General features: G+C 63.9%; 18 protein-coding genes. 11 read left to right on the top strand and 7 right to left on the bottom strand.

Features of this window, described 5'->3' with window-relative positions:
- Positions 1-2: 2 nt before the first annotated feature.
- Genes dxs through OCT39_RS16075 form a run of 3 tightly spaced genes read right to left on the bottom strand, consistent with a single transcriptional unit; the run spans position 3 to position 3,162 of the window.
- The gene (dxs, locus tag OCT39_RS16085; RefSeq protein ID WP_263585445.1) at positions 3-1,934 is read right to left on the bottom strand and encodes a 1-deoxy-D-xylulose-5-phosphate synthase; all 1,932 of its coding nucleotides are present in this window, start codon (positions 1,932-1,934) and stop codon (positions 3-5) included.
- A gap of 47 nt (positions 1,935-1,981) precedes the next feature.
- A complete protein-coding gene (locus tag OCT39_RS16080) occupies positions 1,982-2,872 on the bottom strand; it encodes a farnesyl diphosphate synthase (protein ID WP_263585444.1) in 891 nt (296 codons plus the stop codon).
- Entirely contained in the window at positions 2,866-3,162 is a 297-nt protein-coding gene (locus OCT39_RS16075; RefSeq protein ID WP_263585443.1) for an exodeoxyribonuclease VII small subunit, read from the bottom strand. The genes OCT39_RS16080 and OCT39_RS16075 overlap by 7 nt, the downstream gene beginning before the upstream one ends.
- Positions 3,163-3,422: 260 nt before the next feature.
- Here OCT39_RS16075 and serA point away from each other — a divergent pair, with 260 nt between their 5' ends.
- Positions 3,423-4,667 (top strand): phosphoglycerate dehydrogenase, encoded by a 1,245-nt coding sequence (serA, locus tag OCT39_RS16070; protein WP_263585442.1) that lies wholly within the window; start codon positions 3,423-3,425, stop codon positions 4,665-4,667.
- Between the two features lie 74 nt (positions 4,668-4,741).
- Here the strand turns inward: serA and OCT39_RS16065 are convergent, their stop codons facing one another.
- A complete protein-coding gene (locus tag OCT39_RS16065; protein WP_263585441.1) occupies positions 4,742-5,428 on the bottom strand; it encodes a pirin family protein in 687 nt (228 codons plus the stop codon).
- 236 nt (positions 5,429-5,664) lie between these two features.
- Here OCT39_RS16065 and OCT39_RS16060 point away from each other — a divergent pair, with 236 nt between their 5' ends.
- From OCT39_RS16060 to OCT39_RS16040, 5 genes are all read left to right on the top strand, one after another.
- Positions 5,665-6,612 (top strand): rhodanese-related sulfurtransferase, encoded by a 948-nt coding sequence (locus OCT39_RS16060; protein ID WP_263585440.1) that lies wholly within the window; start codon positions 5,665-5,667, stop codon positions 6,610-6,612.
- Between the two features lie 171 nt (positions 6,613-6,783).
- Positions 6,784-7,602: an IclR family transcriptional regulator C-terminal domain-containing protein gene (locus tag OCT39_RS16055; protein WP_263585439.1), complete on the top strand. Its 819-nt coding sequence runs from the start codon at positions 6,784-6,786 to the stop codon at positions 7,600-7,602.
- A gap of 42 nt (positions 7,603-7,644) precedes the next feature.
- A complete protein-coding gene (locus OCT39_RS16050) occupies positions 7,645-8,076 on the top strand; it encodes a YqaA family protein (RefSeq protein ID WP_263585438.1) in 432 nt (143 codons plus the stop codon).
- 172 nt (positions 8,077-8,248) lie between these two features.
- Positions 8,249-10,612 (top strand): mechanosensitive channel protein, encoded by a 2,364-nt coding sequence (ybiO, locus tag OCT39_RS16045; protein WP_263585437.1) that lies wholly within the window; start codon positions 8,249-8,251, stop codon positions 10,610-10,612.
- Positions 10,613-10,968: 356 nt separating this feature from the next.
- Complete coding sequence (locus OCT39_RS16040; RefSeq protein WP_263585436.1) at positions 10,969-12,330, top strand: VOC family protein; 1,362 nt, start codon at positions 10,969-10,971, stop codon at positions 12,328-12,330.
- Between the two features lie 18 nt (positions 12,331-12,348).
- On the opposite strand, the gene OCT39_RS16035 is transcribed toward OCT39_RS16040, so the two are convergent.
- Positions 12,349-13,242 (bottom strand): LysR substrate-binding domain-containing protein, encoded by an 894-nt coding sequence (locus OCT39_RS16035; RefSeq protein WP_263585435.1) that lies wholly within the window; start codon positions 13,240-13,242, stop codon positions 12,349-12,351.
- A 91-nt stretch (positions 13,243-13,333) separates the two neighbouring features.
- On the bottom strand, positions 13,334-14,887 hold the full coding sequence (locus OCT39_RS16030) for a BCCT family transporter (RefSeq protein WP_263585434.1): 1,554 nt from the start codon (positions 14,885-14,887) through the stop codon (positions 13,334-13,336).
- Positions 14,888-15,195: 308 nt separating this feature from the next.
- Here OCT39_RS16030 and OCT39_RS16025 point away from each other — a divergent pair, with 308 nt between their 5' ends.
- The 3 genes from OCT39_RS16025 to OCT39_RS16015 are packed head-to-tail and all read left to right on the top strand — an operon-like array spanning position 15,196 to position 17,805.
- Complete coding sequence (locus OCT39_RS16025) at positions 15,196-16,248, top strand: ABC transporter substrate-binding protein (protein WP_263585433.1); 1,053 nt, start codon at positions 15,196-15,198, stop codon at positions 16,246-16,248.
- The gene (locus OCT39_RS16020; protein ID WP_263585432.1) at positions 16,248-17,030 is read left to right on the top strand and encodes an ABC transporter ATP-binding protein; all 783 of its coding nucleotides are present in this window, start codon (positions 16,248-16,250) and stop codon (positions 17,028-17,030) included. Before OCT39_RS16025 ends, OCT39_RS16020 begins: the two co-directional genes overlap by 1 nt.
- A gap of 10 nt (positions 17,031-17,040) precedes the next feature.
- Positions 17,041-17,805, top strand: coding sequence for an ABC transporter permease (locus tag OCT39_RS16015; protein ID WP_263585431.1), 765 nt, complete (start codon positions 17,041-17,043; stop codon positions 17,803-17,805).
- Positions 17,806-17,823: 18 nt separating this feature from the next.
- Here OCT39_RS16015 and OCT39_RS16010 read toward each other — a convergent pair whose 3' ends face one another.
- On the bottom strand, positions 17,824-18,540 hold the full coding sequence (locus OCT39_RS16010; RefSeq protein ID WP_263585430.1) for a YdiY family protein: 717 nt from the start codon (positions 18,538-18,540) through the stop codon (positions 17,824-17,826).
- Positions 18,541-18,692: 152 nt separating this feature from the next.
- Between OCT39_RS16010 and OCT39_RS16005 the strand changes: the two genes are divergently transcribed.
- A complete protein-coding gene (locus OCT39_RS16005) occupies positions 18,693-20,390 on the top strand; it encodes a sensor histidine kinase (protein WP_263585429.1) in 1,698 nt (565 codons plus the stop codon).
- 83 nt (positions 20,391-20,473) lie between these two features.
- Entirely contained in the window at positions 20,474-21,202 is a 729-nt protein-coding gene (locus tag OCT39_RS16000; protein WP_263585428.1) for a response regulator, read from the top strand.
- Positions 21,203-21,281: the final 79 nt, after the last annotated feature.

Raw genomic sequence — 21,281 nt, 5'->3', positions numbered from 1 at the left:
AGCTAGTCGTTTAACGCCGCAAGACGCTTTTCGATCGCCGCCTGAATGCCCGCCGCGTCCAAGGCGCAGTCGCGCAGAAGCTCGTCCGGGGTGCCGTGCTCGACGAAGCTGTCGGGCAGGCCCAGGTGCAGCACGTTGGCCGTTACGTTTTCAAAGTGCAGTAGCTCGCTGATGGCGCTGCCGGCGCCGCCGGCCACCACGTTCTCTTCGAGCGTCACCAGAAGGTCGTGCTCGGCGGCGGCACTCAGCACCGCGTCGCGGTCCAGCGGTTTGATCGAGCGCATGTTGATATGCGTGGCGCTTAAGCGCTCGGCGACGTCCTCGGCCGGGCCGTTCATGCTGCCAAACGCCAGAAGCGCCACCCTGGGGCCGTCGCCGTCGGCGCGTCGGCGCGTGTCGGCGCGGCCAATGGTCAAGGGCTCCAGGTGCTCGGGCACCGCCACGCCGGGGCCGGTGCCGCGGGGGTAGCGCACCGCCGCCGGTCCTTCATGCTGGTAGGCGGCGCTCAGCATGGCGCGACACTCCGCTTCGTCCGCCGGGGCCAGAATCACCATGTTGGGCACGCAGCGCAGAAACGAGATGTCCATGCTGCCGTGGTGGGTCGGGCCATCCTCGCCGACCAGCCCTGCGCGGTCGATAGCAAAGGTGACGTCGAGCCCCTGCACCGCCACATCGTGAATCAGCTGATCGTAGCCGCGCTGCAAAAAGGTCGAGTAGATCGCCACGACCGGCTTCATGCCCTCGCAGGCCATGCCGGCGGCCAGCGTCACCGCGTGCTGCTCGGCGATCGCCACGTCGAAGTAGCGCTCGGGGTACTCTTTCGAAAAGCGGATCAGATCCGAGCCTTCGCGCATGGCCGGGGTAATGCCCATCAGCCGTGCATCATGAGCGGCCATGTCGCACAGCCAGTGGCCGAACACGTTGCAGTACTTCTGCTTGGGCGCGGCCGGGGCGGCGGCGGGCTTTTTCGCCTCGGCGTTGGCACCGCGCGGTTTTTCCAGCTTGGTGATGGCGTGATAGCCGATCTGGTCGGCTTCCGCGGGCAAAAAGCCCTTGCCCTTGACGGTCTTGATATGGAGAAACTGCGGGCCGCTCTGTTCGCGCAGCGCGCTCAGCGTATCGGTCAGCGCTTCCAGATCGTGGCCGTCGATGGGGCCGACGTAGTTGAAGCCAAGCTCCTCGAACAGCGTGGCGGGGCTGACGAAGCCCTTCATGTGCTCTTCGGTACGCTTGGCGAGCTTCAAGGCGCCGGGCAGGTGCGAGAGCACCTTCTTGCTCTCTTCGCGCATCTTGAGATACGGCTTGCTCGACAGCATGCGCGCCAGATAGGTCGCCAGGCCCCCCACGTTTTCCGAAATCGACATCTCGTTGTCGTTGAGCACCACCAGCATGTTGGCATCGACATGGCCGGCGTGGGTCAGCGCTTCAAACGCCATGCCCGCGGTCAGGGCGCCGTCGCCGATGATCGCGCAGACGCGGCGGTCGTCGTTTTGCGCGCGAGCGGCCAGCGCCATGCCGAGCGCCGCCGAGATCGACGTGCTCGAGTGGCCCACACCGAAGGTGTCGAACTCCGATTCGGCGCGTCGCGGAAAGGCGGCCAGGCCGCCGTGCTGGCGAATACCGGTCATCGCCTCGCGCCGCCCGGTCAGAATCTTGTGCGGGTAGGCCTGGTGGCCCACGTCCCACACCAGCCGGTCTCTGGGCGTATCAAAGACGTGATGCAGCGCCACGCTGAGTTCGACCACGCCAAGGCCCGCGCCAAAGTGGCCGCCGGAAACGCCCACGCTGTAAAGAAGGTAGGCACGCAGCTCGTCGGCAAGCTCGGCGAGCTGAGCGTCGTTCATGGCGCGCAGGGCGGCCGGGTGATCAATGGCGTCGAGCAAGGGCGTTGCCGGGCGCTCGCGGGAAATCTCGTCGAACAGCTTCATGGGCATGTAGTCACGGTCATTTTTTGTACAGACACTGTCGAGACAGCGCTCGTTTAGTGGTCGCGCTCGATCATGTAGGCGGCAAGCTCGATCAAGGGCGCGGCGTCCTCGCCAAGCCCCTCAAGCGCCGTTTGGGCCTCATCGACCAGCTCGCGCGCCTTCTGCCGGGCCCCCTCAAGGCCCAAAAGGCTCGAATAGGTAGGCTTGGCGCGCGCGGCGTCGGCGCCGGAAATCTTGCCAAGCGTGGCCGTATCGCCGGTCACGTCCAGCACATCGTCATGAATTTGAAAGGCTAGCCCAATGGCGCGGGCGTAGCGAGCCAGCGCCTCGAGGCGCGGGTCGTCCTCGTCGACGGCGCAAAGCCCGCCCAGGCGCACCGCGGCTTCGATCAGCGCGCCGGTCTTGTGCGCGTGCATGTGCTTGAGTGCTTCGACATCGGGAAGCCCGCCCACGGCGGCCAGATCCAGGGCTTGGCCGGCCACCATGCCCTGGCGCCCGGAGGCGACGGCCAGGGTGGTCACCATGGCGGCCAGGCGCGGCGGGCGCGGGCGCGCCAACACCTCGAAGGCGAGCGCCTGCAGAGCGTCGCCGGCGAGAATCGCGGTGGCCTCGTCATACGCCTTGTGCACGGTGGGCTGGCCGCGGCGCAGGTCGTCGTCGTCCATGGCCGGCAGGTCGTCATGGATCAGCGAGTAGGCGTGAATCAGCTCGATGGCGGCGGCCGGGGCGTCGAGCGCTTGGTCATCGGCGCCCAGCGCCTGGCCTGCCAGGTAGACCAGCAGTGGGCGCAGGCGTTTGCCGCCGACCAGCAGGCCGTGGCGCATCGCGGCGTCCAGGCGCGCATCGACGGCGCCGTCGGCCAAAAGCGCCTTCAGGGTGGTGTCGACTCGGGCGCGGCTGATGTCGCGGTGCTCGCTCAAGGAGATGGGGCGCTCGCTTACCATGGGGGCGTATCCTCGGCGTCGTCGTCGGGGGAGGCGCTCGCCGCGGCGTCGGCCGGGCTCTCGAAAGGCGTCATCGTGAGTTTGCCGTCACCGTCTTCGCTCAGCGCGCGCACCTTGAGCTCGGCGCTGTCCAGGCGCTTCTGGGCGTCGCGGGTAAGCTGCACGCCCTCTTCGAACGCGGTCAGCGCCTCTTCCAAAGAGAGCTCGCCTGATTCCAGCCGCTCCACCAGAGTTTCCAGGCGGGAAACCGTGGCGGCAAAATCCTGTGAAGGGGGAGTGGTATCGCTCATTGACCCGTGCCTGCCTGTTGGCGCCCATGCGTTGGGCGGCGAGTGTGCCTGCTATCGAGGCCACAGTATACACCCAGACCCAGAGGTGGTCTGCCCTTGCGCCCGCGGCGCGGCGCCCGCAACGTGCGCCGCGTTCATTTTGAAAACGCACACTTTTCATCCAGCCCAGGCGCCGGGAAAGGCGCGGGCTGTGCTACCATGTCCGCCTTTCATGAACCGATAAACGGCGCGCGTCGCCGACCATAGAGGTTGATTCAGTCATGGCCAAAACGTCCCTGGACAAGAGCAAGATCAAAATCCTGCTACTCGAGGGCGTCCACCAGAGCGCGGTGGACAATTTTCGCAACGCCGGATATGAAAATATCGAGCACCTGCCCACGTCGCTGGACGAAGAGGCGCTGATCGAGAAGATCCACGATGTTCACTTCATCGGCATTCGTTCGCGCACGCAGCTCAACGAGCGCGTGTTCGCCGCGGCCGAGAAGCTGGTGGCGGTTGGCTGTTTCTGTATCGGGACCAATCAGGTCGATTTGAACGCCGCGCTCAAGCGCGGGGTGGCGGTATTTAACGCGCCGTACTCCAATACCCGCTCGGTAGCGGAGCTCGTGCTGGCCGAAGCGATCATGCTGCTGCGCGGCATTCCGGAGAAAAACGCCCGCGCCCACCAGGGCGGCTGGCTGAAATCCGCCGCCAACTCCCACGAAGCGCGCGGCAAGACCCTGGGCATCGTTGGCTACGGCAGCATCGGCGCGCAGCTTTCGGTGCTGGCCGAGTCGCTGGGCTTTAGCGTCATCTATTATGACGTCATCACCAAGCTCGGCATGGGCAACGCAAGCCAGGTCGGCAGCCTCGAGGAGCTTTTGAGCCGCTCCGACGTGGTCAGCCTGCACGTGCCGGATCTGCCCTCCACGCGCTGGATGATCACCAAGAAAGAGATCGCGGCGATGAAACCCGGGGCGATCTTCATCAACGCCTCGCGTGGAAGCGTGGTCGAGATCGAGCCGCTGGCCGAGGCGATCAAGTCCGGTCATCTCAACGGCGCGGCGGTAGACGTTTTCCCGGTCGAGCCCAAGGGCAATAGCGAAACTTTCGAAAGCCCGCTGCGCGGTCTCGAGAACGTCATCCTTACACCGCACATCGGCGGTTCGACCCTGGAAGCCCAGGAGAACATCGGCATCGAGGTGGCAGAGAAACTCACCACCTACTCCGACAACGGCACCACCATTACCTCGGTCAACTTCCCCGAAGTGGCACTGCCCGCGCACCCGGACAAGCACCGCCTTTTGCACATTCACGACAACGTGCCCGGCGTGATGTCCCAGATCAACCGCGTGCTCTCGGAAGACGGCATCAACATCTCCGGGCAGTACCTGCAGACCAACGAAAAGGTCGGCTACGTGGTGATCGACGTGGACAAGGCCTACGGCCCCCAGGCGCTGGAGGCGCTCAAGCAGGTCGAGCATACGCTGAAGATTCGCGTGCTCTACTCGGCGCACAATAGCTAAGCCCCGCAGGCTGATCATCGCTTCAAACCGGCCTCCTTCGGGAGGCCGGTTTTTTTATGCACCGTGTGCAGGCGTTACGCCAGATCGAACAGCAGCACATCGGCGCCGGCGGCGTCGGTCAGCTCGAGCGGCTCCGTGGGGTCGAGTGCGGCGGCGTCGCCGGCCAGCAGGCGCGTGCCGTTGACCGTGAGCTCGCCCTTGACCAGGTGCAGCCACGCATGGCGATGAGGCGGCGGGGTGGGCAGGTCGCCGTCGAACAGGCCGGTATACAGGTTGACGTCCTGATGCAGGCTGATCGACCCATCACGGGCGTTTTGCGAGGCGAGCAGGCACCACCGCTGCTCGCGCTCGGCGCGGGGGAAGTGCTTTTGCGCGTAGCTCGGCGCCATGCCGGGAGTGGCGGTTTCGATCCAGATCTGCAGAAAGTGCAGGCCTTGAGTGCTGGAGGCGTTGTACTCGCTGTGGCGCACGCCGGTACCGGCGGACATGCGCTGCACGTCCCCCGGGCGCATGGTTTCGCCATTGCCCAGGCTGTCCTCGTGCGCCATCTCACCGTCGAGCACCCAGGAGATGATTTCCATGTCGCGGTGCGGGTGAGTGCCGAAGCCGTGACCCGGGGCGACGCGGTCCTCGTTGATAACCCGCAGCGTGCGAAAGCCCATGTGCGCCGGGTCCATGTAGTTGGCGAACGAAAACGTGTGGTACGAGCGCAGCCAGCCGTGGTCGGCGTAGCCGCGATCTTGAGAGCGGCGAATTTTCATGAAGGTTCTCCGTGTCGATCCAGGGCATTAACCAATGCCGCTCACTATACGCCCGCCGCCGCGCGGGCAAAGTGATGCTTTTCTCTCGATCGCGTCGATAAAATCGATCGATACCCGGCAAGCCCGCTTGATCTGCGTCAATCCGCCAGGCTGCCCTCGGGCAAGGCTTTGCGTTAGAATGGGTGCGTTTTTTGACCCGGTCCGCCCTTTGCGAGGGCGACTACCAGGAGAGTTTCATGACCCAACCTTCCTCGACGGCCCCCATCGTGGTGGCCGCGCTGTATAAATTCGTCACCCTGAACGACTTCGAGGCGCTGCGCGAGCCGCTTAGACAGACCATGGTCGATCACGGCGTGAAAGGCACGCTGCTGCTCGCCCGCGAGGGCATCAACGGCACCGTGGCCGGCTCGCGCGAGGGCATCGACGCGCTGCTCGAGTGGCTGAGTAGCGATGAGCGCCTTGCGGATCTCGACCACAAGGAGTCCTTTTGTGACGAGATGCCGTTTTATCGCACCAAGGTGAAGCTCAAGCGCGAGATCGTCACCCTGGGCGTCGACGGCGTCGACCCCAACGACACCGTGGGTACTTACGTCGAGCCGGAGCAGTGGAACGACGTGATCAGTGATCCGGAAGTGCTGGTCATCGACACGCGCAACGACTACGAAGTGGAGATCGGCAGCTTCGAAGGCGCCATCGACCCCAAAACCGCGACCTTCCGTGAGTTTCCCGAGTACGTTCGCAAGCATTACGACCCGGCCAAACACAAGAAGGTCGCCATGTTCTGCACCGGCGGCATTCGCTGCGAGAAGGCGTCGAGCTTCATGCTGAACGAGGGCTTCGAAGAGGTGTTCCACCTCAAGGGCGGCGTGCTGAACTATCTCGAAAAAGTACCCGAGGAGCAGTCGCTGTGGCGCGGTGAGTGTTTCGTGTTCGACAACCGCGTCACCGTGCGCCACGACCTGAGCGAAGGCGCTTTCGAGCAGTGCCACGCCTGCCGCCGGCCGATTTCCGAAGAGGATATGGCGGATGCGGCTTATGAGCCTGGCATCAGCTGCCCGCACTGCATCGACTCGCTGCCGGAGAAGACCCGCGCGGCGGCCCGCGAGCGCCAGCGCCAGATCGATCTGGCCAAGGCCCGCGGCGAGCCCCACCCGCTTGGCCATGACCAGCGCCGGCGCGCCTGATCTGCTTTACCCTTTCGATTCTCGTTCGATAGCGCCGGTGGGCGCTATCGGCGTTTTTACCGCCAGAATGGGATTTATTTCCGCAAACGCGACATTCACCAGCGCCTCGCGTTATCCTGCTCGTTTTGCGCGGCGAGCGCTGCGCGGCAATCGAGTCAAGGAGAACGTACGGTGAGTGAGGCCAAGCGCAGGTCCGTAGGACGCCCGGCCGGGGCCGCGAAAGCCAGCGGTGGGCACAGCCAGTCGTTGGTACGCGGCTTGACGCTGCTCGAGCATCTGGCGGCAAGCCCGCTGGGGATGGCGCTTTCCGAGCTCGCCGAGACGGCACAGCTGGCGCCTTCGACCACCCACCGCCTGCTTCAGGCGCTGCAAAGCCAGGGCTTCGTCACCCAGGAAGGCGAGCAGGGGCTTTGGCGCATCGACGTCAAGACGTTTCGCATCGGCAATAGCTTTCTCGAGGCGCGTGACGTGGTCGCCACCAGCCGCCCGTTTCTGCGCCGCCTTACCATGGAGACTGGCGAAACCGCCAATCTCGGCATTCGCGATGGCGCTACGGCCGTGTTTCTCGCCCAGCACGAATCCACCCAGATGATGCGCATGATCACCAAGCTCGGCTCGCGCGCGCCGCTGCACGCCTCCGGCGTGGGCAAGGCGCTATTGGCCGGCATGAGCGACGACGAGCGCGCCGAGCTCTTGAAAGGCGATGCGCTGTCGCGCGTCACACCCAATACCTTCTTCGACCCCGAGGCGATCGAGGCGGAAGTGCGCACCATCCGCGCCCAGGGTTTCGCCTGCGACCGCGAAGAGCACGCCATTGGGCTGCACTGCGTGGCGGCGTGCATCTTCGATGAGCGACGCATGCCGCTGGCGGCGATCTCCGTGTCCGGACCGATGGCGCGCATTCCCGAAGAGCGCCTGATGGCGCTGGGGGCGCTGGTGCGTGAGGCGGCGAACAACATCACCGCCCGGCTCGGCGGCCGGCTGCCCTAGCTCGCAGCGTACCGAATTTCTCTCCCGTAGCGCCTGACGCCCGTGTTCAGCCTTTTCTGGGTCGCGCTCTTGAGCGCCACGCTTTTGCCCGGCGGCTCCGAGGTGTGGCTTGCCCGCCAGTGGTGCCAGGGCGAGCCCTGGGCGGCGCTTTGGCTGGTGGCCACGCTCGGCAACACCCTGGGCAGCCTGATCAACGTGGCCCTGGGCCGCTACGCCCGCCGATTCCAGCACCGGCGCTGGTTTCCCGCCTCTTCCGCCCAGCTTGCCCGCGCCAGCCGCTGGTACCAGCGCTTTGGCGCCTACAGTTTGCTGCTGAGCTGGGTGCCGATCATCGGCGACCCGCTCACCGTGGTGGCCGGACTTTTACGCCTTGAGTGGTGGCGTGCGGTGGCGCTGATCCTGCTGGCCAAGGGCGCGCGCTACGCGCTGGTGCTGGCGTTTTCCGCGCAGTGGCTGGCGTCTTACTGTCTTTAATGCCTGCGGCGGATAACCCGCCAAAGGCCGCCCATGTTACCCTGCCACGCGCTGCATGGGGCGCTACAAAAAGGCGCTGCGCTGGACGCGGCGCGCCTGCCCGCTATGATTTGCATAACGCGGCTAAGCCGTTAGATTGAATACACTACCTCACCCAAAGGGAGACTCCGGTGTGACGCCATCACGTTTACTACCTTGGCTGGGCGTTTGGCTGCTTGCGCTTTTTGCCATGATGAGCCCGGCGCTGGCTCAAACCACGCTTAGCGCCGACGACGAAACCGCCGACTCGCCTCCCTCCTACGAGGCGCTGGCCGACCTGCTCGAAAACGATCAGGCGCGTCAGGAGCTCATCGAACGTCTGCGCAGTGAAGCCTCTTCGCTGCCGGGCGGGCTCGATGCCGAACTCTCGCCGGAAGCCGCCGCCGAAGGGGGCAATCTGGCCCCGGAAGAGGTGTCGCTGCCACGCCAGCTCGCCGAGCTCACCAGCAGCGTGGTGGGCAATATCGGCTCCCAGCTCGAGCAGGCGGCGGGCGTCGTCACCGGAATCTTTAGTGGCCAGGGCGGCAGCACCTTCGACAGCGCGGCCTTCATCACTGCGGCGATCAATCTGGGCATCGTGATCGCCTCCACCTTCGTCGTTTTCATGCTGTTTCGGCGGCTGGCGAAGTCGCTGTTCACCAAGCTCAGCGGCTGGTCGCAGCACGGCGAGCGCTCGATCTCGATTCTGCGTCTGATCGGCTGCGTGATCGTCGCCGCGCTGATCGATGCGCTGATCATCGGTGCGGCCTACGTGGCGGGTAATTTGATCGCGACCTTCGCCGTGGGCGAAACCGGCGAGCTCTCCACGCGCGCCTCGCTGTTCCTCAACGCGTTTTTGGTCATCGAGCTGATCAAGGCCGCGTTTCGCATGCTCTTCTCGTCGCGCTATGAAGGGCTGCGCCTGCTGCCCATCTCGGCGAAAGAGGCCGGCTATTGGAACAGCTGGATTGCCCGGCTGGTCGGCATGGTCGGCTACGGCCTGATGGTCGTGGTACCGCTGATCAACTTCTACATCGCCCCGGCGCTGGGCCAGGCGGTCGGTACGTTGATCATGGTATTGGCGTTCATCTACGCCGTGGCCGTGGTGCTGAGAAACCGCGTGCGCCTGCGCGACAACCTGAACGGCATGAGCCGTCAGAGTACGATGGCGGCGAGCCGCGTCTCCCTGAAACTCTTTGCCCGTACCTGGCACCTGTTCGCGCTGCTCTATTTCCTGATCGTGTTCGTGCTGGTGCTGGTGCGCCCGGGCGACGCGCTGCCCTTCGTGCTGTTCGCCACGCTCAAGACGCTGGTCGCGGTGGTCGTCGGTATTCTGCTTTCGAGCTTCTTGACCCAGTTCATCGGTCGGCGTATCGAGCTCTCCGATGACTTGCGCCGTAAGCTTCCGATGCTCGAACACCGGCTCAATAGCTACATCCCCAACGCGCTGCGCGTGATTCGCGTCATCATTCTGGTGGCCGTGATCATGGTGGTACTGGATGCCTGGGGCGCCTTCAATCTGGCCGCCTGGTACGCCTCCGAGCGCGGCGTTTTGATCGTGGGTCGGTTGATCAGCATCGCGGTAATTCTCATCGTCTCGCTGGGTATTTGGCTGGCGCTGGCGAGTCTGATCGAGCACAAGCTCAACCCGGAAACCGGTGGCGGCGAGCCCTCGGCGCGGGCCAAAACGCTTTTGAGCCTGTTCCGTAACGCCCTGGCGATCGCCATGGTGACCATCACCGGCATGATTTTGCTCTCGGAAATCGGCATCAACATCGGCCCGCTGATCGCCGGTGCCGGGGTGCTGGGTCTGGCGATCGGTTTCGGCGCCCAGAAACTGGTGCAGGACGTGATCACCGGCGTGTTCATCCAGATCGAAAACGCCATGAACACCGGCGACGTGGTCACGGTGGGCGGTATCACCGGCACCGCGGAGCGTTTGAGCATTCGCTCGGTGGCGATTCGCGATCTCTCCGGTACCTACCACATCGTGCCCTTCTCGAGCGTGGATACCGTCTCGAACTACATGCGCGAGTACGGCAACCACGTAGGCGAGTACGGCATCGCTTACCGCGAGAGCATCGATTACGCCATCGAGCAGCTCCAGCTCGCCTTCGAGGATCTCAAGGCCAGCGAAGAGCACGGCTTCAAGCTCTTGGCGGACATGACCGTGGCCGGCGTGACCGCACTTGCCGACAGCTCGGTGAACATCCGGGTCGTCATCAAGACCACGCCGGGCGATCAGTGGGGCGTGGGCCGGGCCTTCAACCGGCTGGTCAAGATGCGCTTCGACGAAGCCGGCATCGAGATTCCGTTCCCGCATACCACGCTCTACTTCGGCGAGGACCGCGACGGCAAGGCGCCGCCCGCGAACCTGCGGATTCTGGACTCGACCGCCAGGGAGAAGAGCGCGGTGCAAACGCCCCTCTCCGAGGCGACGCCGCCCAGCCAGCAGACCAGCGAGGCGGACCACAAGACGCCGCACCACGACGACGTGGACGACGCCGACGAGACCTGAGTCGTTCAAGGACTCGTCAGTACGACCAGCGGGGCCGCCTTCGGGCGGCCCCGCTGCGTTTGGGCACGCGGGCTTTGGCGCCCAACTGCCCGGGCCAACCCGTAACCACAGGTGATCGTGCGGCGGGTTGGCACGGGCTGGTCGATGACCGAGTACATCCTTTTTTGCCTTTTCGGGCCAGTGCCGAGTTTCTGCAAGGCGTTATCGGCTCGATGCATTCCTACAGGGCATGAGTTGGGCGGTTTTTTTCGTTTGTGAAGGGCGTGCACCTCTGCTTTCATGAAAGGCATCCTTTTTTAGCCGCGTGAGCCGCCGGCCGTGCGCTCAGGCGTGCACCGCATCCCGGAGACCCCCCCATGACACAGCAACGTTGTCTGCCCGCCAACGAGATTCGCGATCGCTTCTCGAAGGCGATGTCCGATATGTATCAAACGGAAGTGCCCCAGTACGGTACGCTGCTGGAGCTGGTAGCCGAGGTGAACCGGGAAACGCTAGAAGAACGGCCGGCGTTACGCCAGCGTCTGGAGGCGCAGGACGAGATGACCCGGCTCGGCGTCGAGCGCCACGGTGCCATCCGTGTCGGCTCACCCAACGAGCTTTCGATGCTGCGCCGCCTGTTCGCCGTGATGGGGATGTACCCGGTAGGGTATTACGATCTGTCCGAGGCGGGCGTGCCGGTACACTCGACCGCCTTTCGTCCCATCGACGATGACGCCTTGGCGCGCAACCCCTTTCGCGTGTTCACCTCGCTTTTGCGTCTCGAGCTGATCGAAAGCGACGCGCTGCGCCAGCGCGCCAAGCGAATTCTTGACGCGCGCGATATCTTCACCCCGCAAGCCCGCGAGCTGATCGAACGCTTCGAAGCCCAGGGCGGGCTCACCGAGGAGGAGGCCGCGCAGTTCGTCGAGCAGGCGCTGGAAACCTTTCGCTGGCACAAGGACGCCACGGTCGATCTCGACACCTATCAGGCGCTTCACGATGAGCACCGCCTCATTGCCGACGTGGTCTGCTTTCGCGGCCCCCACATCAATCACCTGACGCCGCGCACGCTGGATATCGACGAAGTACAGCGGCGTATGCCAAGCGTGGGTATCACGCCCAAGGCGGTGATCGAAGGCCCACCCCGCCGGGAGTGCCCGATCCTGCTGCGCCAGACCAGTTTCAAGGCGCTGGAGGAGACGACCCGCTTTGCCGGCGACGGCGAAGGCACGCACACCGCGCGTTTCGGCGAGATCGAGCAGCGCGGCACGGCGCTCACCCCCAAGGGGCGCGCCCTGTACGATCAACTGCTGAGTGAGGGGCGAAAGCGCGCGGCGGGGCTCGACAACGACGCTCACCAGGCGGTAATGGGCCAAGTCTTCGAGGCCTTCCCGGATGATCTGGAGGCCATGCGTCAGGAGCAGCTGGGATACTTTCACTACCACCTGACCGAGGCGGGCCAGGCGTCTGCCCCTCAGCCCGGTGTAGAGATCGAGGCGCTGATCACTGAGGGACTGGTCGAGGCGCAGCCGATCACCTACGAGGATTTCCTCCCGGTCAGCGCTGCGGGTATCTTCCAGTCCAACCTGGGCGGCGGCGAAAACGACGCCTATGCGGGCAACGCCAACCGCGATGCCTTCGAGCAAGCGCTCGGCGCACCGGTGACCGACGAACTGGCGCTTTACGCCGAACGCGAGAGAACCTCGCGGCAACAAGTGCTTGCGGCACTAGCAGGGTAGGTCGCAAAGCAGGGTGGCTCAGCCCTGGGCGGCACACCTGGTCAGGTGCTCGACGAAACGGCGCACCTTGGCCAACTCGCCCAGGTGCTCCGGGTAGACCAGATAATAAGCGTTGGCGCTACTGAACCGGTGGTGCCAGACGATCGCCAGTTTGCCAGCGGCCAGCTCTTCTTCCACGGTAAAGTAGGGCACCAGCGCCACCCCGCCGCCGGCCATCGCCGTACGCAGAATCATGGGAAAGGTCTCGAAGCGATGGCCGTGATAGCTTCGATCGGTCGCGACACTCTGGTCGGCGAACCAGTGATGCCAGGCATCGGGGCGCGTCGATAGATGCAGTAGCGACAGGCCAGCCAGATCCTCTGGCCGAGTGATGCGGTGGCGCTCGATCAGCGCCGGGGACGCAACGACCACCATCTCTTCGTCGAGCAGCTTGTGACAGGCCAGGTTCGGCCAGCTTCCGTGCCCGTAGAAAAAAGCGACATCGATGGACTGCTGCTCGAGATCGAAATCCTCCACTCGCTCGTGAAACTCCAGGCTAATGCCCGGATTGGCGGCAATGAAATCGGGCAGTTTGTTCGCTAGCCAGCGGCTGCCAAAGCTTGGCAGGGTGGCCACCTTCAATACTTCGCTGTTGCCGCTATAGGTCATGACGGCCTGAGCCGACATCTCGATCTGAATGAGTACCTTGCGCACATCGCTCAAAAACATGGCGCCTTCCGGCGTGAGCAGAAGGCTTCGACGCACGCGGCGAAACAGCTTGTGTTGAAGGGTCGCCTCCAGGTGCGCTACCTGCTTGCTCACCGCGCTCTGCGACAGGTTCAGCTCCTCGGCTGCGCGGGTAAAGCTCAGATGGCGGGCCGCCGCCTCGAAACATTGCATGGCGGCGGTGGAGGGGAGATGTCGCGATACCACGGGCGCTCCTGATCGTCTGGGCTGCTCCGACGATGGTCGGAGCAGATGGGCGAGCCATCATAGCGCAAACGTCAGCGCCTCCCGAAAGACGTCAGTCGATAATTCCCTGCTCGCGGGCCATCGCAAACGCGGCTTGCGGGCCGTTCCAGAGCGAGGGCAGCAGGAACAACGAGACCGGCACGGCGGTGATGACGATGAACTGCTGGAGGGCGGCGATCTGGCCTTCGCGCATGGCCAGAAGCACCGCGGCCATGATCGCCATGATCACGCCCCAGAAGGCGCGCAGAAAGCGGCTGGGCTCGTCGTGACCGGCGCCGACCATGGCGATGGAGTAGCTCATCGAGTCGCCGGTCGTGGCGACGAAGATCGTGGTCAGCAGCAAAATCGCCAGCGCCATCCAGGTGCCGCCGGGCAGCGCTTTGGCCACGGTGAGCGTGGCGATGTCGAACTGGAAGGCCTGCAGGGCATCGCTTAAATCGATCGCGCCGGTCATTTGATAGAAGATGCCGGAGCCGCCGAGCAGCGTGAACCACACCGTGGTGGCAATGGGCGCGATGACCGACACGGCGAGGATCATTTCGCGAATGGTACGCCCGCGGGAAATTCGCGCGACGAAAATCGCCATCAGCGGCGCAAAGGCGATGAACCAGGCGTAGAAGAAGACGATCCACCACTGCATCCACTCCGCCGGGGCGGTTTCCGCGGTCATGGTGACCATCTTGAAGAAGTCGCCCAGATAAGTGCCCATGCCGGCGAAGTAGCTGTTGAACAAAAATAGCGTCGGGCCGAACACGAAGATCACCGCGCCAATGATGAGCGCCAGGATGACGTTGAAGCGGCTAAGAAGCTGCATGCCTTTCTGCACGCCGCTCACCGACGACAATATGTAGACCACGCCCAGTACGACCAGCACGGCCAGTTTGGTATAGAAGTTGTTGGGTAACCCGAACAGGTCGTGCAAGCCAAAGCTCACCTGGGTTGCCAGAAAGCCGACCGGCCCGACGGTGCCCGCGACCACCGCAATGACGCAGCAGGCGTCGATCAGCCCACCCAGCGGGCCGCGCAGCAAGCGCTCGCCCAGCACCGGATAGAGCAGGGTGCGCGGCTGCAGCGGCTGGCCTTTCACGTAGTGGGCGTGGGCCAGCACGATCGCGGTGAGCGAGCCCAGAATCGCCCAGCCGACGAAGCCCCAGTGGGTGAAGGATTGCGCCAGCGCCCCGGGTACCGCGGCGGGCACGCCCGGGTCGGTGTCGAAGGCCGGCGGCACGACCACGAAGTGGTAAATCGGCTCACCGGCGGCGAAGAATACGCCCCCGCCGGCCAAAAGCGTACACAGAATGATCGAGATCCACTTGAACGTGCTCAATTCTGGTGCATCCAGGTTGCCAATTTTGGCCTTGCCCGCCGGTGACAGCGCAAGGCCGATGGCGATGAAGAAGGTCACCAGCATCATGAATTGGAAGTAGGTGCCGAACTTGAGCGCGCTCCAGGCGAAGCCCTGGCTGATGGTGTCGGCGACCAGATTCAGGTCATAGAAAGAGAAGGCAAGGAAAGCGACGATAAATCCGATACTTAGGATAAGTACTACGGGGTCGCCTAGCGTAGAACGCCTGCGGCTGTCAGCGTCGTGAGCCGATGGTTTCATCAAGAAGAACACCTTTGGTGGGACGAGAAGAAAACGCGTCAGTGCGTAAATCGCGGGTAAAAAAAAGCGCCATTGGGGAAATGGCGCGAGGACAGGAAACAGTGTTTAGTATACAAGCCGAGTAGACGAAAGTCGAATATGTTTTTCTTTGGTGCGTAAAAAAAGGTTCGCGCACCGTTTGGGCGCGCCCGTGACACGGTGGATCCTTCGTAGCGCACTTCAAGCTGCTGAATTCATTGAGATTGCTTGGGTCTGGCAGCGTTGCTGCAACGCTCAAACCATTTTCATTTGTATACAAGGTGCTCTCGATGACTCATCGCAATAGCTCGTTCGGGGTAAAAAAAGCGCTCTGGCTGGGCCACGCCTGCGCACTGGCGATGGTGCCCTCGGTCACGTTGGCCGACACGCCGATTCGTTTTCAGCTGGACTGGCGCTTCGAGGGCCCGGCCGCGCCTTTTTTGATGGCTGAGGAGAAGGGCTATTTCGCCGAAGAGGGCCTGGACGTACAGATCGATTCCGGCAGCGGCTCGGCCGGGGCGGTCAACCGGGTGGCCTCCGGCGCCTACGAAATGGGCTTTGGCGATTTGAACGCGGTGATCGAGTTTCTGGCTGAAAACCCCGAGGGCCCCGGTGTTCATGGGGTCTACGTACTCTACGACGGCACGCCCGCGGCGGTCTTTGCGCGCAAGGACCGGGGCATCGACACCCCGGCGGATCTGGCCGGTAAAACCATTGCCGCGCCTACCTTCGATACGGGCTACCGCGCCTGGGACGCCTTTGCCGCGGCCAACGATCTCGCCCCGGACGCAGTAACGTGGCAAAACGTCGACCCTACGCTTCGCGAAACGCTGCTGATGCGCGGCGACGTCGATGCCATTACGGGCTTCTACTTCACCAGCCTGCTGAATCTGGAAGAGCGCGGCATGAGCGAAGAGGATCTGACGATCATGGCGTTCCCCGAGTTCGGCGTGCCGATCTACGGTAATGCCATCATCGCAAGCGACGCCTTCGCCCAGGCGCATCCCGAGGCGGTGGAGGGCTTCTTGCGCGCCTTCAACCGGGCGCTGGTGGAGACGATCGACGACCCCGAAGCCGCGGTGGCGTACGTCAGCGAGCGCGATGGCTTGATCGATGCCGCCGTCGAGACCAAGCGTTTGGAGCTTGCCATCGAGAGCGTCATCGACACGCCCTACACGCGTGCCAACGGCGTGGGCGACGTCGACGAAGAGCGCCTTGGCCAGGCGATCGAGCTGGTCGCCGACATTTACGATTTACCCACCGTGCCGACGCCGGAACAGGTGTTTAGCTCACGGTATCTTCCCGCTGCCGAGGACCGGGCGCTGTTTTCGGAGGCCGAGTAATGGGGCAGGCGTTCGTTCACTTTGACGATGTCAGCCTCTCCTATGACGGCGTGGAGAACGCCATCGAGCAGATCGACCTGTCGATTCATGAAGGTGAGTTCGTCGCTTTCGTGGGGCCATCGGGGTGCGGTAAATCGACCTTCATGAAGCTCTGCACCGGGCTCAAAGCCCCAGGTAGCGGCACCGTGAGCGTGGACGGCGACCCGGTGACCGGCCCGCTCAAGATCACCGGCATGGCGTTTCAAAACGCCAATCTGCTGCCTTGGCGCACCACGCTCGATAACGTCCTGCTGCCGCTGGAGATCGTCAAACCCTATCGCCATCAGTTTCGCCGCCGCCGCGACGAGTTCGTCGGCTGGGCGCGCGAGCTTCTGGAAACCGTTGGGCTAAAAGGCTACGAGGATAAATACCCCTGGCAGCTCTCCGGCGGTATGCAGCAGCGCGCCTCGATCTGCCGGGCGCTGATCCACCGGCCGAAACTGCTGATGCTCGACGAGCCCTTCGGCGCGCTCGATGCCTTCACCCGAGAAGAGCTCTGGTGCGTGCTGCGCGATTTGTGGGAGGCGCAGCGCTTTACCGTGGTGCTGGTTACTCACGACCTGCGTGAAGCCGCGTTTCTGGCCGATACCGTCTACGTCATGAGCCGCCGCCCGGGCCGGGTGATCGAGCAGCGCGCGATCGACCTGCCGCGCCCGCGCTCGATCGACTCCACCTACGAAAAGCCCTTTATCGATCTGGTGCACGCATTGCGAAGCCGGATCGGCGACGTGCGTGCAAGCTAAAAGGTGTCTTATGAAACGACCGGGTAAAACCACCGAGCGGCTGGCGCCCTGGATCGCCGTGGCAGTGCTGGTGCTGGTATGGGAGGCCGCGGTGCGGCTTTTCGATGTACCAGGCTTCATCTTCCCAAGCGCGCTGGACACCGCCCAGGCGCTCGTCGACTACGCCGGGCCCATCGGGCGTCACTCTTGGCAAACCTTCTGGACCACGCTGATCGGCTTTGGCCTCGGCGTGGCGGTGGGGCTGGTGCTGGGCTTCATCATCGGCTCGTCACGTTTTCTGTATAACGCCTGCTACCCGCTGCTGGTCGGCTTCAACGCCATTCCCAAGGTCGCCTTCGTGCCCATCCTGGTGGTCTGGTTCGGCATCGGCTCGATCCCGGCGATCCTGACCGCCTTTTTGATCTGCTTTTTCCCCATCGTGGTCAACGTGGCCACGGGCCTTGCCACGCTGGAGCCGGAGATGGAGGACGTGCTGCGCGTGCTCGGTGCGCGGCGCATCGACGTGCTGCTCAAGGTCGGCATGCCGCGCTCGCTGCCCTACTTTTTCGCCTCGCTGAAGGTGGCGATCACACTCGCCTTCGTGGGGACCGTGGTGTCGGAAACCGTGGCGTCGAATCAGGGGATTGGCTATCTGATGATGAGCGCCGGCTCGCAGATGCGCATGGGGCTGGTGTTTGCGGGCTTGATCGTGATCAGCGCCATGGCGATGGTGATGTACGAGCTGTTCGCGGTGCTGGAAAAGCGCATGACGGCCTGGGCGCACCGCGGTCAGTAAGGGGGGATGCGCATCGCCTTACCAGCGGTACAGAAGCGAGGCGCTGGTGGTGTTGTCGGTGCGCTCGATGGTATCCGGCGGCGGCTGTGAGTTGTGCTTGATCTCGTGGGACAAGCGCATCGAGATGCGCGGCGTCACCCGAGCGGTCAGGGCGGTGAAGGAGCGTGAAGTGGTGTTTTCCGACGTGTACTCGACGGACATCTCCTGCTCGAAATCCGTGCCCTCGGCGAACCCGAAACGATACGCCAGCGCAGTGTAGGCGACGGCCAAGCGCTGATCGTCGTACTCGCGCAGCCGGTCATTGCGATAGCCCGGGCCCGCCTCGAGCGACAGCGACTGTCTATCGCCTGCAAGCAGCTGGCGCCCGTAGCCGCCGATCACCGAGAGCTGCTGGTCGTAGCCGGCGAAGCGGTCCTTTTCCCAACGGGCGAAGCCGAACAGATAGTGCGGGCCGTTGAAATCAAAGCGTTCGCGCCCGGCCAGCAGATACTGCTCGGCGCTGGTTTCGCCATCCTTGGTGACGTTTCTGACCTCACCGCGCAGCGAGTGGGTTAAGTCGCCGGTCAGCCAGGTCAAGCGGGTCTTGCCGATCAGCGTCTGGCTGTCGGTATTGCCCGAAAGATGGGTGAAGCCGAGTTCGGCATCGCCGGTGAAGTTCGGTGAACTGTCATCCGGCGGGGGCGGGGCGTAGAACGGGTTGGCCAGCGCTGCACCAGCCAAGAGCGGCCAGCTCATCAGTACACTGCTTCTCAATAAAGTAAGCACGTTACCTTCTTTTCCAGAATCCACGAAAGCGAACCACGCCCGGTCGCGCAAAAGCGCCATAGATTACCCCGGCTTTGGCCTGCGTGCCATAATGACGCTTTTGCGCCCGCTGAGTTCCCCCCATGACGTTGTCACGGCCTTCGCTTGCCGATTTGAAACCCGGCCAGCGGCCCCGCTCACGGCGCCGCTGGTACAAACGCAGCTTTCGCCTGCAGGTCATGCTGCTGGTGGGATTGTTGCTGGCCGGTATGCTGCTGGCCCAGGGCACGTATCTGAATCACCGCAAGGCCGACATCGTTACCGCCCAGATGGGCGAGCGGGCGCTGGCGGTGGCGAACACCGTGGCGAGCATGCCGAGCATCGTCGCCGCCTTTGACACCGACGACCCGGCGCGCATCATCCAGCCCCTGGCCGAGCGGGTGCGCATGGAAACCGGCGCCCGCTACGTGGTGGTGGGCAATACCCAGTCGATTCGCTACTCCCACCCCGTGCCGGAGCGCCTTGGCCAGCGCATGGTCGGCGGCGACAACGACCAGGCGCTTCGCGAGGGACGATCCTACGTCTCCGAGGCGACTGGCACGCTGGGCACGGCGATGCGCGGCAAGGCGCCGATTCGAGACGAGGCGGGCAACATCATTGGGCTGGTCTCGGTGGGCTTTCTGGTCGACCGGGTGGAGATGGATGCGGCGCGCTACACAAGCCTTGGCTGGATGCTGGTGGGCCTGATGATTCTGCTCGGTTTCGCCGGGGCGTACGTGCTCTCCCAGCACTTGAAAAAGGTGATCCTCGGGCTCGAGCCCTACGAGATCGCCCGGCTCGCGCTTGAGAAAGAGGCCATTTTGCAGTCCATCCACGAAGGCATTCTGGCGGTGAACCGGGAAGGAAACATTACGCTGGTGAACCAGCAGGCGCGCCGCCTAATGGAGCTGCCCGATGACCAGGCGCTGCTGGGCCAGCCGATTCGCGAGGTGGTGCCCAACTCGAGGCTTTTAGAGGTGCTCAAGCGTGGCGAGCAGGAGTTCGACCAGCAGATGTGGCTGGGTGATCATCCGGTGGTGGTCAACCGCGTGCCGATCATCGACGAGGGCGAGGTCGAAGGGGCGGTGGCGACCTTTCGAAGCCGGCGCGAAATCGTCGATCTATCCGAGGCGCTGACCCAGGCGAGTCGCGATGTCGACATGCTGCGCGCTCAGGCCCACGAGTTCTCCAACAAGCTCTACACTATTTCCGGGCTTTTGCAGCTCGGGCGTGTTGAGGAGGCGCTCAAGCTGATCCACCAGGAGAGCGAGCGCGCGCAAAAACAGATGAGCTTTTTGATGAGCCACGTGGCAGACACGGTGCTAAGCGGCACGCTTTTGGGCAAGCTGACCCGGGCCCGTGAGCTTGGCGTGGCGCTCGAGATCGACGAGCAGAGCTCGCTCTCTCAGCCGCTGACCCCGAGCGGCCAGGAGGCGATGATGACCGTGGTGGGGAATTTGCTCGACAACGCTTTCTTTGCCGCGCTTCACGGCCCCCGCGCGGATTCACCGACGGTGCGGCTGTTCTTTACCGATCTGGGCGAGCAGCTCGTCATCGAGGTGGACGACAACGGTCCGGGCGTGTCCGCCGAGCACGTCGAGTCGATTTTCAGCGAGGGCTTTTCGACCAAGACCGGCCAGCACCAGGGGTTGGGCCTGGCCCTGGTCGCGCGGCTTTGCCGGCAGTACGGGGGAAGCATCACACTCGAGGAGAGCGAGCTGGGCGGGGCCTGCTTCATCGCCGTATTGAACCGTTCGCTGTGCGTGCAGGCCGGGCCCGAGCCGCCCGTGGTAGACTGCTAAGCCAGCGCGACGCATCACGTCAGTGCCATAACGACAACATTAATAAAGACAACATCCATAACGACATCGACCCTGGAAGCGCTATGGCGGCACACGAGTACGGTATTCTGGTGGTGGAGGACGATTTTCGTATCGCCGATATTCACCGCGCATTCATCGAACAAAACGACGGGTTCAAGGTGGTTGGTCAGGCGCGAAGCGGCATTGAAGCCCGTGAGCAGATGGCGCGCCGCGGCGACAGCGTCGACCTGGTGCTGCTGGATGCTTACCTTCCGGACGTTCAGGGGCTCGAGCTCCTTTGGGCGCTGCGCCGCGATCATGTCCACGTGGAGATCGTCATGGTCACCGCCGCCCGCGAGGTAGAGACCATCAGCGAGGCGCTGCGCGGCGGCGTTTTCGACTACCTCATCAAGCCCGTCGAGGCCGAGCGCATGCAGCAGATGCTGGCGCGCTTTCAGCGCGAGCGGGCCCAGCTCGCCTGTCGCCAGCAGATGAGCCAGGCCGAACTCGATCGCATGCTGGCGCGCGTGCAGCCGCCCGCCCCGCCGGTCGCCGGGCGCAGCCTGCCCAAGGGCATCGACCGCCTGACGCTTCGCGCGATCGTCGAGGCGCTGCAGCACGCCGACCAGCCGCTGGCCGCCGCTCAGGTCGCCAGGGCCATGGGGGCCAGCCGCTCCACCGCGCGGCGCTATCTGGAGTATCTGGTGTCGGTGCACGTGGTCGAGGCGGAATTGGGCTATGGTGATGTAGGCAGGCCCGAACGCCGCTACCGCTTACAGCGCACCAGCACCGAGTATCTCGAAACGCTGTAATGGTTGCCGCCGTTCCCGCCTTCAACGTCTGGGCCGGCGCTCGTGAACACAATGAACAAAATGCCCACAATGCTCTTTT

The organism is Halomonas sp. GD1P12 (assembly GCF_025725645.1).
Lineage (GTDB): Bacteria > Pseudomonadota > Gammaproteobacteria > Pseudomonadales > Halomonadaceae > Vreelandella.
This window is presented reverse-complemented; position numbering and strand designations above follow the sequence as displayed.

Coding starts and splice junctions, on each gene's coding strand:
- dxs (WP_263585445.1), bottom strand. CDS start 1,934: ATGCCCATGAAGCTGTTCGACGAGATTTCCCGCGAGCGCCCGGCAACG.
- OCT39_RS16080 (WP_263585444.1), bottom strand. CDS start 2,872: ATGGTAAGCGAGCGCCCCATCTCCTTGAGCGAGCACCGCGACATCAGC.
- OCT39_RS16075 (WP_263585443.1), bottom strand. CDS start 3,162: ATGAGCGATACCACTCCCCCTTCACAGGATTTTGCCGCCACGGTTTCC.
- serA (WP_263585442.1), top strand. CDS start 3,423: ATGGCCAAAACGTCCCTGGACAAGAGCAAGATCAAAATCCTGCTACTC.
- OCT39_RS16065 (WP_263585441.1), bottom strand. CDS start 5,428: ATGAAAATTCGCCGCTCTCAAGATCGCGGCTACGCCGACCACGGCTGG.
- OCT39_RS16060 (WP_263585440.1), top strand. CDS start 5,665: ATGACCCAACCTTCCTCGACGGCCCCCATCGTGGTGGCCGCGCTGTAT.
- OCT39_RS16040 (WP_263585436.1), top strand. CDS start 10,969: ATGACACAGCAACGTTGTCTGCCCGCCAACGAGATTCGCGATCGCTTC.
- OCT39_RS16030 (WP_263585434.1), bottom strand. CDS start 14,887: ATGAAACCATCGGCTCACGACGCTGACAGCCGCAGGCGTTCTACGCTA.
- OCT39_RS16025 (WP_263585433.1), top strand. CDS start 15,196: ATGACTCATCGCAATAGCTCGTTCGGGGTAAAAAAAGCGCTCTGGCTG.
- OCT39_RS16020 (WP_263585432.1), top strand. CDS start 16,248: ATGGGGCAGGCGTTCGTTCACTTTGACGATGTCAGCCTCTCCTATGAC.
- OCT39_RS16015 (WP_263585431.1), top strand. CDS start 17,041: ATGAAACGACCGGGTAAAACCACCGAGCGGCTGGCGCCCTGGATCGCC.
- OCT39_RS16010 (WP_263585430.1), bottom strand. CDS start 18,540: ATGAGCTGGCCGCTCTTGGCTGGTGCAGCGCTGGCCAACCCGTTCTAC.
- OCT39_RS16005 (WP_263585429.1), top strand. CDS start 18,693: ATGACGTTGTCACGGCCTTCGCTTGCCGATTTGAAACCCGGCCAGCGG.
- OCT39_RS16000 (WP_263585428.1), top strand. CDS start 20,474: ATGGCGGCACACGAGTACGGTATTCTGGTGGTGGAGGACGATTTTCGT.